This is a genomic window from Bacteroidota bacterium (assembly GCA_016194975.1).
Classification (GTDB): Bacteria; Bacteroidota; Bacteroidia; order Palsa-965; family Palsa-965.
Map to the genome: position 1 here is coordinate 230,590 of JACQAM010000004.1, position 14,376 is coordinate 244,965.

Annotated in this window: 10 protein-coding genes; 1 reads left to right on the forward strand and 9 read right to left on the reverse strand. The window is 43.8% G+C overall.

The window, feature by feature from the left end:
* Nucleotides 1-53 precede the first annotated feature (53 nt).
* Complete coding sequence (locus HY064_02935) at nt 54-599, reverse strand: GNAT family N-acetyltransferase (GenBank protein MBI3509591.1); 546 nt, start codon at nt 597-599, stop codon at nt 54-56.
* 177 nt (nt 600-776) lie between these two features.
* Between HY064_02935 and HY064_02940 the strand changes: the two genes are divergently transcribed.
* Entirely contained in the window at nt 777-2,174 is a 1,398-nt protein-coding gene (locus tag HY064_02940; protein MBI3509592.1) for an MBL fold metallo-hydrolase, read from the forward strand.
* Nucleotides 2,175-2,309: 135 nt separating this feature from the next.
* On the opposite strand, the gene HY064_02945 is transcribed toward HY064_02940, so the two are convergent.
* From HY064_02945 to HY064_02980, 8 genes are all read right to left on the reverse strand, one after another.
* On the reverse strand, nt 2,310-4,313 hold the full coding sequence (locus HY064_02945; GenBank protein MBI3509593.1) for a tetratricopeptide repeat protein: 2,004 nt from the start codon (nt 4,311-4,313) through the stop codon (nt 2,310-2,312).
* Between the two features lie 70 nt (nt 4,314-4,383).
* Nucleotides 4,384-6,510, reverse strand: coding sequence for a tetratricopeptide repeat protein (locus HY064_02950; protein ID MBI3509594.1), 2,127 nt, complete (start codon nt 6,508-6,510; stop codon nt 4,384-4,386).
* Between the two features lie 125 nt (nt 6,511-6,635).
* A complete protein-coding gene (locus HY064_02955; GenBank protein MBI3509595.1) occupies nt 6,636-7,826 on the reverse strand; it encodes an AAA family ATPase in 1,191 nt (396 codons plus the stop codon).
* Between the two features lie 79 nt (nt 7,827-7,905).
* Nucleotides 7,906-8,970, reverse strand: a complete 1,065-nt coding sequence (locus tag HY064_02960; GenBank protein ID MBI3509596.1) for an OmpA family protein — start codon at nt 8,968-8,970, stop codon at nt 7,906-7,908.
* A gap of 142 nt (nt 8,971-9,112) precedes the next feature.
* Nucleotides 9,113-11,494, reverse strand: coding sequence for a ribonucleoside-diphosphate reductase subunit alpha (locus HY064_02965; protein MBI3509597.1), 2,382 nt, complete (start codon nt 11,492-11,494; stop codon nt 9,113-9,115).
* 88 nt (nt 11,495-11,582) lie between these two features.
* Nucleotides 11,583-12,560, reverse strand: a complete 978-nt coding sequence (locus HY064_02970) for a ribonucleotide-diphosphate reductase subunit beta (GenBank protein ID MBI3509598.1) — start codon at nt 12,558-12,560, stop codon at nt 11,583-11,585.
* A 378-nt stretch (nt 12,561-12,938) separates the two neighbouring features.
* The gene (locus HY064_02975; GenBank protein ID MBI3509599.1) at nt 12,939-13,514 is read right to left on the reverse strand and encodes a DUF3109 family protein; all 576 of its coding nucleotides are present in this window, start codon (nt 13,512-13,514) and stop codon (nt 12,939-12,941) included.
* A 35-nt stretch (nt 13,515-13,549) separates the two neighbouring features.
* Complete coding sequence (locus HY064_02980) at nt 13,550-14,269, reverse strand: hypothetical protein (protein ID MBI3509600.1); 720 nt, start codon at nt 14,267-14,269, stop codon at nt 13,550-13,552.
* Between the last annotated feature and the right edge of the window lie 107 nt (nt 14,270-14,376).

A 14,376-nucleotide genomic window follows, 5' to 3' on the forward strand; every position in this document is an offset into this window, starting at 1 on the left:
AAAAGAAATTCCAAATTCCAAAATAAAAATTTTCTTTTTGGAATTTGGTTTTTTTATTTTTTTCGGAGCGACCATATTCCCGAATCCCACCATCCCTGGTAAAAATAATTTTCACGGAAATGTGCTTCATTTTTAAAACCGATCTTTTCGAGTACGCGTTGTGAAGCAATGTGTCCCGGCGTAATGTTAGCTTCGAAAGAATGCAATTTCATTTTTTCAAAACCGAAATCGGTGATCGCTTTCACGGCTTCTGTCATTATTCCGCGGTTCCACCATGCCGGATCGAGTTCGTAACCGATATCGGCGCGGAAATGCTGGTGAAATATTTTTTTCATGCCTATCGTACCAATCAGTTTTTTTGTGGAAGTAAATTCTATTCCCCAGCGTATTCCATTGCCCGTTGCAAATAATTTTCTCCAGTAAAATATTTTCTGCAGCGCTTCATTTTTACTTTCAAACAAAGGTTCCCCGCGCTGGTGCATCACTTTTTCATTGGAATACAAATGAAAAACAGTGGCGCTGTCACGATCATGAACTGCACGCAGCAAAAGCCGTTTTGTTTTCAGCAACGGAAATTCAGCAGGAAAATGAAGATTCATTCGTATCCAAAAATAAACTTCTTTGCGATGCGGCAACCCATTCTTCAGCAGGTAAAATCTGCATAGATTTTGTCAATCCGATCATACGGAAATGCATTAACGCTGATCGTGGTCATCTTCTCCTTTGCTTCAATCTCCTTACCTTTGTAGAATAGAAACACATCAATTCTCATTGTCATGTACATCGAACAACTTTATACGAATTGCCTCGCGGAAGCCGCTTACTGGATAGAATCCGATGGTGAAGCAGCGGTGATCGATCCTTTGCGTGAGACGGAACCTTATTTGAAAAAAGCGCAGGAACGCGGAGTGAAGATCAAATATGTTTTTGAAACGCATTTCCACGCCGATTTTGTTTCAGGCCACATTGATCTTGCGAAAGCTACGGGCGCAACTATTGTTTATGGCCCCGGCGCAGAAACAAATTATGCAGTGCATGTTGCGAAAGACGGAGAGGAATTTCATATCGGAAAAATTTGTTTGCGCGTTATGCATACGCCCGGGCACACGCCTGAATCTTCCTGCTATGTGCTGCTCGATGAAAATAAAAAAGAGAATGCCGTATTCACCGGCGATACACTTTTTGTGGGCGATGTGGGCCGTCCTGATCTGCTCGACGGAAAAATGACGAAAGAAGAACTCGCCGGAATGATGTTCGAATCGCTCAAGAATAAATTAAAACCGCTTGCTGATGAGGTGATCATTTATCCCGCACACGGCCCCGGTTCTTCCTGCGGAAAAAATATCGGCAAAGAAACATGGTCCACCATCGGCGAACAGAAGCGAACGAATTACGCAATGAAGATCACCGACAAAAATGAATTCATCAAAGCGGTGATTGACGGGCTGAGCGCTCCTCCGCAATATTTTTTCGAAGATGCAATGATCAACAAGAACGGTTATGAGAATATCGACCGCGTAATTGAAAAAAATCTCAAAGGAATTTCTCCCGGAAACGTGAATCGCGAAATTGAAAAAGGCGCGCTCGTTCTCGATACACGCAACGCAGAAGAATTCGTAAAAGGTTTTGTTCCCGGTTCACTTTTCATCGGGCTCAATGGAACGTATGCAGTATGGGTGGGAACGCTGATCGATATCAAAACTCCTCTTGTTGTTGTGACCGAAAACGGAAAAGAAAAAGAAGCTATTCTGCGTCTCGCACGCGTGGGTTACGAGAATGTGCGCGGGTACCTCGAGGGCGGAATGAGCGCGTGGAAAAATGCGGGCATGCCCGTAGATACACTTGCCTCCGTTGATCCGGAAATTTTTGCGGCTGATATTAAATCAGGAAAAAGTAAAAACAGAGTGCTCGATGTGCGACGCGCCGGTGAATGGAATAATGGACATGTGGCTGGTGCAGAAAATTTATGCCTGACGAATTTTTCCGATGCGAAAAATCTTTCTTCACTGAAACCTGAAAATAATTATTACCTCCATTGCCAGAGTGGTTACCGTTCGGTGATCGCAGCTTCTATTCTCAAACAAAAAGGATTTACAAATCTCACCAACGTGCGCGGGGGATGGAGTAAAATTTCAAAACTGGATGTGCCGTTGGAATTGCCGGAGAAAGTTTAGGGGAACCAATTGCGAACTCTGCCAGCTTCGTGGCAGTTCGAAAATGCGAAGTACTAAAGTGCTAAATCGTTTATGCGAAGTTCGCATTTTCGCACGACGGTTTTTCACCGGCGATTTCGCACTTCGCCCCCCCCATCAAACTCTGACCCCGATCACCAGAATATCATCGAGCTGTTCATTCTCTCCTCTCCAGCTGCCAATGAATTTCCGCAGTTCATTTTCCTGTTCTTCCATTTTCATTTGCTGGATGCTCAATAATTTTTCGCGGAATTTTTTAGTTGATAATTTTTTCTGATCGCGCATGGCAGTATTTGAATTCCCGAACTGGTCGGTATAGCCGTCAGTGAAAATATAAAAGGTATCACCGGAATTCATTTGCAAAGTGTGCTCTGCGAATTCCTGGTCATCGGGAGTGAATCCTGCGATTGCTGTTTTCACCGGTTTTATTTCTTCCGTTGTTGTTGCATTCTTCCTCACGATCCACAAAGGCCGGTTGGCTCCTGAAAAAATTATTTCCTTGCCGGTGATCTTCACCAGTGCGATATCCATTCCGTCTTTTGTTCCTTCAAGATTATTCTGTTTCAGCGTATTTTTTAAACCGAGATTCAATCGCTGCAGAATTTTTCCGGGCGAATTACTTTCCAGGTTCGCCAACCCCAATTCTTTGGAACCGATGAGCGACATGAAAGCGCCGGGAACTCCGTGCCCCGTGCAGTCGGCTGCAGCAATGAAAACCTCGTTTTCTTTTTTGGTGAAAAAATAAAAATCACCTCCCACAATATCTTTTGGCTGGTAAAAAACAAAACTTTCCGGTAGCGCATTTTTGATTTCGGAAATTTCAGGAAGGATCGCCTGCTGAATGCGCTGTGCATAATTGATACTGTCGGTGATCTCCTGGTTTTTTGTTTCGATGATGGTGTACGCCTGCTCGATCTTCCTGTTGCGCAAATCCAGTTCCCTGTTCGCTGATTTTTTCTGGAGAAATCCGCGGTAAACAAAAAATGAGAAGACAACCACGAGTAAAAGAATTCCGAGTACAAAATAAACCGCAAGTTGTTTCCTGTTCGCTTCTTCTTTCAGCAATGCTTCATTTTTTTCATTCTCCGCTTTCTGCGCCGCCGACTTTTTTCCGAATTCATAATTCAGTGAAGCACGAATTGAATTATTCACACTCTGCTCATTGAAAATAGAATCTTTTATGTCTTTGAATTTTCCAAGATACTCGAATGCACTTTTGAAATCTCCTTCGGCAGCAGCAAGCCGCGATAACGCATCGTAACTGTCGCCCATTCCTTCTTTTTCTTTTATATCGATGGCAATTGCCAATGCAGAATCGAGATCAGCATGAGCTTCTTTGAAATTTTTCAGAAGTGTGCAGGTATTCCCGAGTTTCACCAGCGAACTCATCATGCCCTGCCGGTAACCTGATCTTCTCCTGATCGTCATCGCTTCATTGTAATAATGATACGCCGTGTCGAAAGATTCTTCGTCGTAATAAATATCACCGATGTTGTTGTAAGCATTGCCCATTCCTTTAGCACTTTTCATTCCCACACTTATCGCAAGCGATTTCTGGTAATACTTCAGCGCTTCAGAAAAATTTTTCAATCCGTAGTAAGCAAGGCCAATATTGTTGCACGTACTGATCAATCCTTTTTTATCACCGAGTTCTTCTTTGATAGCCAGTGAAGGAAGAAGATAATGCAGCGCGTCGCTGTAATTTTTCTGGTAAATGTAAACAACGGAAATATTGTTGTACGATGCGGCAATTCCTCTTTTATCCTGCAATGAGTCGCGGATCTTCAGCGCGGCAAGATGTGAATTGAGCGCTTCGGAATAATTTCCCTGGTAATAAAAAACAACGCCGATATTGCTGTAGTAATCTGCCACCCCGCGCTGAAAATGCAAACGATCAGCAAGGATCTTTGCCTGCTCTGCATAATTGCGCGCGCGGTCATAATCGCCGGTAGTAGAAAGTTCTTTGCTGATGCTGTTGAGCACATTCACTTCGGTTGTGTCCTTTGTTTCATTTTTCAGAAGGAGTTTGAGTGAATCGAGCGTTTTATTCTGGGAAAATAATAATGTCCCCGTCAGTACAGAGAAAAAAATAAGGAGAAATATCCGTGCGATGATTTTCATTTTCAGGATGAAATCTAAGATAGGCATTCCCCGCCTGACCGAACGGGCAGGAGTGAAATTTCTGCTGCTGCTATTCCAATTCCACGCCCACCACCAGCACATCATCGATCTGTTCAATACTGCCGCGCCATTCATCAAAACTATTTTCGAGTTCGGTTCCCTGTTGGAGCATAGGTGTGCTGTTCATTGAAATTAATTTTTCCTTCAACCGGCTGATGCGGAATTTTTTTCCGTCCGCTCCACCGAACTGATCCGTGATGCCATCGGAGAACAAATAAAACTTTTCCACTTCATTCATTGGAACCAGTTGCGTGCGGAATGGTTTTTTCTCGGCTGCATAAAATCCTATTGGCTGGCGATCTCCTTTCAGTTCCGATAATTTTCCCTGCGAAATGTAGAGCATAGGATTATTTGCTCCGGAAAAAGAAATTTCTTTTTTCTTCTCATCGATCACGCAAAGAGCAATGTCCATTCCGTCGCGCACATTATCGACGGCAAACTGGTCTGTTTTTTCCTGCGATTGTTCCTTCTGTTTCAATAAAGCGACAACCGCATCGCTGAGGTGATCGAGAATCTTCCCGGGATCAGTGATCTTTTTTTCATTCACGATCTGGTTGAGTAAAGTATTCCCGATGAGCGACATGAAAGCGCCGGGAACTCCGTGGCCTGTGCAATCGCCGACAACAATTATTTTTTTTCCTTCACAATTACTCATCCAATAAAAATCGCCGCTCACAATATCACGCGGGCTGTAAAAGACAAACGACTTCGGGAAAATATTTTTTCGTTCTTCTTCAGAAGGAAGAATGGCGCTCTGTATTCTTTTTGCATACGTTATGGAATCGCGCATGTCGTGATGTTGTTCTTCCACTATTTTTTTCTGCGCGGCTATTTCCGATTTTTGCTTTTCGAGGATTACATTCGCTTTGCGCGAGCGCGTTGCATTGCGCCAGACCGCACCCACAAGCAACACGAGCAACGCAAGCGCAGCAATCATAAAAAGATTTCTTTTCTTCTGCTGGTCCAGCGCTGTATTCTTCAATTGAGTTTCCGTTTGCAGTTCTTTGATTTGTTTTTCTTTATTCGCCGTTTCAAACTGCGTGTTAAGTGTATTCAATTGCTCGCGGCTTTTTTCCCCGAGAAGCGTGTCCTGCATATCATGATACATTTTAAAATAATCAAGCGCTTTATCGTATTCTCCCATCTTTGCAAGTACACTGGAGATCGTCATGTAATTCGTACTGAGCATGTCTTTATAATTGATCTCTTTCGCAATGTCCATGCTCTTCTGCATATAAAACAATGCACTGTCGTACATCTCCATCGATTCGTAGATCGCGCCGATGTTGTTGCTCACAAGAGCAGTTCCGTTCAGATCACCGATCTTCTGGCGAATGGCGAGCGCACGAAAATAATATTCCAGTCCTTTTTTATGATCCCCCTTTCCGTCGTAGATCATGGCCATATTATTCAAACAAATTGCAACGCCGCGCAGATGATTGTTCTTCTGAAAAAGTTCCAGCCCCTGCTTGTAATACTCGAGCGCTTTAACGGAGTCGCGTTTGTCAAGCCATACATTTCCTATTCTCGTCAGTGCATTCGCTTCTTTCATTTCATCTTTCGCCTTCTTGTATAACTCCAAACCTTTTTCTTCATTGAGCAATGCATTCGCATAATCGAGTTTATCATGATAGATCAAACCGATATTGAGATACGTGAATCCCGCTTCATCAATATCCGATTCATTCTTGTTGCTCTGGAGCGCCCGGTTGTAATTCACAAGCGCTCCTGCGAGATCTCCTTGCTGGCGGAGTTCAAAACCGATCCTGTTATATCCCATCGCAACAAGATCCGAATCGCCGATCGCTCTCGCTATTTTTATAGCAATCCTGTTTAACGTGATCGAGGAATCGCTATTGCCGGAATAAAAAACAGAATAGCCGAGATTGATATTCGAAAGCGCTTCCGCCTTTTTATCGCCGCATTTTTTCGAATAATTCATCGCCTGCTGCGCGTAATACATCGCCGACTTATTATCTGAATTTGAGAGACGTGCGCTGTACTCGTTGCACAGGCGCGCTCGCACGGAATCGTGAGGCGCGGAAGAAATAATTCTGTTCAGTGAATCGGATTGGGCATTCACAGAAATACGGGAGAAAATAAACAGGAGAATAAAAACTGCGGAGATATTCTTCATTCTGAATTGCTGACGGAAAAACAGGAAATGTATAAATCAGGCGTGAAAATAAAGAATATACTTCAGTTCATTCGTAATTTTTATTGGAACCGGGTCGCACGTAAAATAGAACACCGGATATCCGCTCAATACAAAAACCCAAACAACCACAATGGAATTTTTCCACGTACACTGCTTTCAAGATTGTCGGCGACCACAAAACTGTTTTTTATTTTTTTCAGTTGTCGCGCGGTTTTATCTTTCCCTCCTATTTCGAATGTGAATTTGTGATCGATCACAAAATCTCCGGCTTCGCTGTACTCGATCTCATGTGCATAGCCAAGCTGATTGGCAAAAAAAGTTTCGCGCAGATTTCCTGCATTCACATTATCAGCGGCAAAAGCAAATTGAAAATTCGTGTTCTCGAGATAGATCTTATCCGGTTTTTGCAACTGCGTAATTCCTTTCGCATCGCGATAAAGATTGCGCGTGATGTGCGCTTCGGCGAGAAAATACAGGTAAGTGATAAAAGTATTTCTGTTCAAACCCATACGCTCACTCAGTTTACTAACGTTTGGAATGAAAGGAACAGACTCGGAAATAATTTGCAGCAACTGCCGCAATTTTACAACATACGCTGTATCTACTCTTCGCAGTAGCGGCAATTCTATCTCGAGAATAAGATTCACCACTTCTTCCAGTCGCTGATGATAGAGTTCGGGAACTTCCCGGAAGAAAGGATAATATCCACTCTTCAGATAATCACGGAAATATTTCAGCGGCCTGATCTTCGCATTCACTTTTCCGGAGATGGCGGAATGATCTTCCAGGATTTCCTTCAATGAATACTTTTGAAATTTTGTTCCGGCAACAAGATTCAGATATTCTCTGTACGACAATCCCTGCATCGTGTACACGATCGCGCGCCTGCTCAGATCTGCTCGCGCATTGAGAATTTCAAGAAGCGACGATCCGGTAAAAACTATTTTCAATTTCGGATGATCGTCATAAATATTTTTTAATTCCTGCGACCAGTTGGGATAACGATGCACTTCATCGAGAAAAAGATACCGGCCTCCGTGTTTTACAAATTCATCAGCAAGCGACGTAAGCGTATTCGCGCCGAACCAGATATTGTCGAGACTCACATAAAGCGTCGAGTCGGCCGGCAAATTCATTTTAATGTATTGAAGTAATAACGTGGTCTTCCCCACTCCTCTCGCGCCTTTTATCCCGATGAGTCGTGCTTCCCAGCGGATCTCGTCCATGATGCCGCGCACGAAGTCGAGGGAGGTGTTCTCCAGTTTCCGGCGGTGTTTCTCAATGAGGGAATCCATAGTTGCTTGTTATGATAAGCAAATATAGTTATTTTTTGCTTAGTATGGTAAGCAATTTTTTTACGAATCCCGGAAATTCCTATTCCGAAAAAATAAATTCCACCCTCCTGTTCTTCGCGGGATCTTTTCCCAATGGTTTGGAGGAACCATAACCTTTTGTGGTAATTCTCTTCGCATCGATTCCTTTCGAAACAAAATATCTTTTCACCGCACGCGCACGCGCCTCCGAGAGTTTTTGATTTGCATCAGTCGTACCGGTTGAATCCGTGTGGCCGTCGATTTCGACTTTAATCTTCGGGGTTTGTGATAATTCATTGGAGAGTAAATCCAATTTCCAGTAGGAATCGCTGTTGATCGTTGAATCTCCGGACGCAAAATGAATATCGTCTGCAATGATTTTTTTTCCGGCGGAAATTGAATCGTCGTACGCGATGAGAGAAATATCGTCAATGTAATAATACGAACTGCGACCCTTCTTGTTATTTGTGGAACTGCCCGTGGAATATGAAGATGTATCTGAAAGATTCTTCAATTCCGGAGTTGATGACAGACATTTCGTAAAATCCCCTAAGACAAAATACTTTTCCCCTCCCTTTGCGGTATAGAGGATCGAAACTTTTCTCCAGACTCCTCTCTCAGTAAAGTATTCTTTGATTCGTGAGGAAGCGTGAGGTAAAGATGGGTTGATCATATCATCAGAACTCACAAATAATTTTTGTCCGCTGAAATGAATGCCAATGGAATCTATAGAATAATTACTTTGATCATAGAGGGCCAGATAAAATGTCATAAGGTATTCTTGTCCTGTAACCAATGGAACTGTTAATTCACCTCCGACGTATTCGTAATATTCTCCCGAATAAGCGGAATAGGATGAGATAAATCCCGCAAAAGAATTTCCTGAATGAGGGAGAATTTTAATTTGAGATGACCAAGTTGCCTGGTTTCTCATCATATAAAAATCCGGGCTTCCATAAGTTGGATTGTAAAACCCTGCAACATGATAAACAGAAAAAACATCCATTTGTTTTGGCTTGAAAACCGAATCTTTACTTTCAAAATCACCATTCACCACAAGATTCTGCGAATGCAAAACAGAACACGAAATACTAAACACCAAAAAAAGGAAAACGATCTTCTTCATTGTAATAATCCATATACAAGTTAGACAAACTATCCGAAAATAAAAACCGCCACTCTTTCGGATAGCGGTTTCTGAATTTGTCAGACTGAGGCCTGAGCGTGAAGCAAGTTGTCAGACTGAGCTTGTCGAAGGCTGACGAAGTCTAACTCCCACACGCCTCACACGCATCAGGATTATCGAGCGAGCAGGCCATTTGTTCTTTTGCTTCATCGAGTGAAACGGCGGTTTCCGCCACCACTTCATTCACCGGTTCTGCAAGCGCGCTCTGGTCGACAGTGAATTTGATTGCATCGGCTGCTGCTTTTGTGCGCAGGTAATACATTCCTGTTTTCAAACCTTTTTCCCACGCGTAAAAATGCATGGAAGTTAGTTTTGCAAAATTCGGAGAAGGCACAAATAAATTCAGCGACTGCGATTGGCAGATGTATGCGCCGCGATCGGCTGCCATATCGATAAGTGAACGTTGAGAAATTTCCCAGACTGTGCGGTAAATATCTTTTACATTCTGCGGAATCTCCGGAATTTCCTGCACACTTCCGTTCGCTGCAATAATTTTATTTTTCAGGTTATCATTCCACAATCCGAGTTTCACGAGATCTTTCAGCAGATGTTTATTCACTACAACAAATTCTCCGGAGAGAACACGACGTGTATAAATGTTCGACGTGTAAGGTTCGAAACATTCGTTGTTGCCGAGAATTTGTGAAGTGGAAGCCGTAGGCATTGGTGCAAGCAGCAATGAATTCCTTATTCCGAATTTTTTCACTTCCTCGCGGAGAATGTCCCATTCCCAGCGCGAACCCGGAGTAACGCCCCACATGTCGAACTGGAAAATTCCTTTTGATGCAGGAGATCCGGGGAAAGTTTCATAAGCGCCGTCTCTCTTCGCGAGATCTTTCGAAGCCGTCATCGAAGCATAATAGATTGTCTCATGAATTTCGGAATTAAGTTTTCTCGCTTCGGGCGAATCGAACGGATAACGCATGAGAATGAAAGTATCTGCCAGTCCCTGCACACCGAGCCCGATGGGGCGATGGCGCATGTTCGAACGACGCGCTTCAGGAACGGGATAATAATTTCCGTCAATGATCTTGTTCAGATTTTTCGTGACGGTATAAGTCACTTCAAAAAGTTTCTGGTGATCGAATTGTCCTTTGTCAACGAAACGCGGCAACGCGAGTGAAGCAAGATTACAAACCGCGATCTCTTCGGAGGAAGTGTACTCCATGATCTCTGTGCAGAGATTTGATGATTTGATGGTTCCAAGATTCTGCTGGTTGCTTTTCCTGTTTGCAGCATCTTTGAAAAGCATGTAAGGATTTCCGGTTTCGATCTGTGATTCGAGAATAGCGAACCAGAGATCCTGCGCCTGTATCGTTTTGCGCTGGCGGCCTTCCGCTTCATATTTCTCATAAAGTTTTTCAAATTCTTCACCCCAGCATTCGTGCAAACCCGGAGCTTCATTCGGGCAGAAGAGTGACCAGGTAGAATTTTCTTTCACACGTTTCATAAAAAGATCGGGGATCCACATGGCGGTGAAAAGATCGCGCGCGCGCATTTCTTCTTTCCCGTTATTTTTTCTGATATCGAGAAATTCGAAAATATCAGCGTGCCAGGGTTCGAGATAAATCGCAAAAGATCCTTTGCGTTTTCCGCCGCCCTGATCCACGTATCGTGCGGTGTCGTTGTACACGCGCAGCATGGGAATAATTCCATTGGAAGTTCCGTTGGTGCCTTTGATGTAAGAACCGGTTGCGCGAATGTTGTGAATGCTCAATCCGATTCCGCCGGCGCTCTGAGAAATTTTCGCACAATTTTTCAGCGTATCATAAATTCCGTCGATGCTGTCTTCTTTCACTGTCAATAAAAAGCAGGAAGACATTTGCGGTTTGGGTGTTCCCGCGTTGAAGAGCGTGGGCGTTGCGTGCGTGAACCAGCGCTCGCTCATGAGATTGTAAGTTTCTATTGCCGATTCAATATCTTCTTTGTGAATTCCAACGGACACGCGCATGAGCATGTGCTGCGGGCGCTCGGCAACTTTTCCGTCGATCTTCAGCAGGTAAGAACGTTCGAGTGTTTTGAATCCGAAATAATCATAACCGAAATCGCGATCGTAGATGATAGATGAATCGAGCAGTTGCGCATTGTTGTGGATAATTTCATAAACATCATCTGCAATAAGCGCCGCCTTGTGTCCGGTTTTCGGATCAAGATAATTGTAGAGAAGATCTATCGTTTTCGAAAAAGATTTTTCTGTGTTCTTATGCAAATTGGAAACGGCTATGCGCGATGCGAGCAACGCATAGTCGGGATGTTTAGTGGTGAGCGACGCGGCGGTTTCGGCTGCGAGATTGTCGAGTTCGCTGGTGGTGACACCGGGATAAATTCCCTGGATCACTTTCATAGCCACTTCCACTGCGCTTACATGCACCGGGTCGAGTGCATAGCAGAGTTTCTGAATCCGGGCTGTGACTTTGTCGAATTTCACAGACTCCTTGCTTCCGTCGCGTTTGATTACATACATAAGGGGGAGCGTTTTTGGGTTTTGAGGATCGGGAGGATTGCGTATGCAGTTTTTTTTCTTTCAGCTCATCGCTGAGTTGAATTTCAGTTTAAAAATCTTCGTCGAGTTTAAAAACGTTGCTTGCACGGTCGCCTGTAACACCTGCTTTCTGGTATTCTGCAACACGTTTTTCAAAGAAATTGGTTTTGCCCTGGAGCGAGATCATTTCCATGAAGTCGAACGGATTGGTTGCATTGTAAACTTTGCTGCAACCGAGTGCAACGAGCAAACGATCGGCAACGAATTCAATGTAACGGCACATGAGTTCGGAATTCATACCAATGAGTTTCACAGGAATCGCATCGGTCACAAATTCTTTTTCAATTTCTACTGCGTTGGTGATGATCTCCCGCACTTTTGATTCGGGTAATTGATGACGAAGATGTTTGGTGTAAAGCAAACAAGCGAAATCACAATGCAATCCTTCGTCGCGTGAAATAAGTTCATTGGAAAAAGAAAGTCCCGGCATGAGTCCGCGTTTCTTCAACCAGAAGATGGAACAGAAAGAGCCGGAGAAGAAAATTCCTTCCACTGCAGCGAATGCGATGAGTCGCTCTGCAAATCCGCCGCTGCCGATCCATTTCAATGCCCACTCTGCTTTTTTCCCAACAGCAGGAACCGTATCGATAGCATGGAAGAGTTTATCTTTTTCTGCCGGATCCTTGATGTAAGTGTCGATGAGCAGCGAGTAGGTTTCGCTGTGAATATTCTCGATCATGATCTGGAATCCGTAGAAGCAGCGTGCTTCAGGATACTGGACTTCATTGGTAAAATTGATCGCGAGATTTTCATTTACAATTCCGTCGCTTGCTGCGAAGAAAGCGAGCACGTGTTTTACGAAATGCCGCTCGTCGTCATTGAGTTTGCCGGTCCAGTCGGAATTATCAGCAGAGAGATCGATCTCTTCGGCCGTCCAGAAACTGGCTTCGGCCTTTTTATACATTTCCCAGATGTCGTGGTGTTTGATCGGAAATAAAACAAAGCGGTCTTTGTTATCGGTGAGAATGGGTTCGTTCACTTCTGCCATAAAATTCGCCTCCTGGGAGATTAATTGATTCGTAATTCGGTTAATTGTTGGTGTTCTTGGCGAAAAAAGCAGGCCGCTAAGCCTGCTGTTTAAGTGTTACGTCGATCATTCTGACGCTTCAATCACACGAAGGCAAATTTTTAGAAAATGCGTGGAGTAGTCAAGTTTATTCGATTAACATTTAACCGAAGTTTTGCACACAGTACCGAAACAACTTTTGTTGATAACGACTAATAACACCGGACTTTTTCAGGATTCACGCGGGTTCCACGTGAGGTCAGTTTTTTTTGAAAAAAAGTTGGGATTGCTCTTGCAGGATTCAAATTTACGTTTGTAGAGTGAGAATTTTTTTTTCAGTCAGAGCATCCTGCTGCCGGATCATTTTTTGTTTGCGACAAACTCCGCTGCGGCTTCGAGTTGTTCGAACCATTCGCTTCCGTATTTTCTTACGAGCGCTGTCTTCACGAATTTATAAACGGGCACCTCTAATTTTTCTCCACATGCACAGGCCGGTTTGCAGATGTTCCACTTCTCATAATTCACAGCATCAAAACTTTTATGCGCAGTGATCCTCACCGGATATAAATGACACGAAATGGGTTTTTGCCATTTTATTTTCCCATCCTTCCACGCCATTTCAATTCCGCACAAAGCCATGCCATTCTCAAAAACAGTGTAGGCGCATTCTTTATTTCCATTCACGAGCGGCGTCACTTTATCTCCGTCCGAATCTTTGAGCCACGTTCCCTGCTTTTCTATCGCTGCAATTCCTTTTTCAGTGAGATAGGGTTTGACTTTATCATAGATCTTTTCAAGAATTTCGGTTTCTTCTTTTTCCAGCGGCGCGCCCGAGTCACCGTGCACACAACACGCGCCCTTGCACGCATGCAGATCGCAGACGAATTTTTTTTCTACCACATCGTCGGAGATCAGCGTTCTTCCTATTTCAATCATGTTGCAAAGGTAAGGAGAACTGAGAGGTGAGAACTTCACAAAGCAAACTTCTGCACCACGATCACTTCGTGAAAATCTCCGTAGGTGGTGAAAGCCACATACACCGACTGATCATCATTGGCAAAAATGATCGCGTTCCCGCCCGAATTAAATTCTCCGAGTTCTCCGGCAGATTTTCCGGTTTCCGCATCATACAATAAAACCGGCGCACCGGTTCCTGATCCGCAGGCGCAGATTTTTTTTCCATCATGAGAAAAAGCAACTCCATACACATAATCTTCTTCGCCGGTTTTCCATACGGAGATCCATTTTGCTTTTTTTGTCGCGAGGTCCCAGCAGGTAATTTTTTTATCTGTTCCGCCCGATGCAACACTTTTTCCATCGGGAGAAAACGCAACGGCCACCACATCTGTTTTGGTGGCGATGTGCGTGGACAATTTCGCAGTGGCAATGTCAAAAATATCGATGCCGTGATTTCCATTGGAGATCGCCACGGCGAGTTGTGTTCCATCGGCGCTCACATCAAGATTCGAGATCGCATAATGTTCGTTGTCGCTTGTGATAAAATTTTTTGTGACTTTCTTTTCATTGAGGTCCCATGCATCGATCAGCGTTTTTTTATAATCGGCGGCAGGAGCAGCAGCCACGTAGAGTTCATCAGTGGTGGTGGAAAATTTTACTTTAGAAATATCGGTGTAATCTTTCACCACGTACCACAACATTAAACGACCACCTGCAAAGCAGGTGGATTTCATAAACCAGTGGACTCAAAGAGTCCAAAATCTTTATTCTGTTTCTCTTCTTTTCGTTCTTCCTCTTCCTGATATTTTACGTAGCGACGAATCACATCCTCGTTCAATCC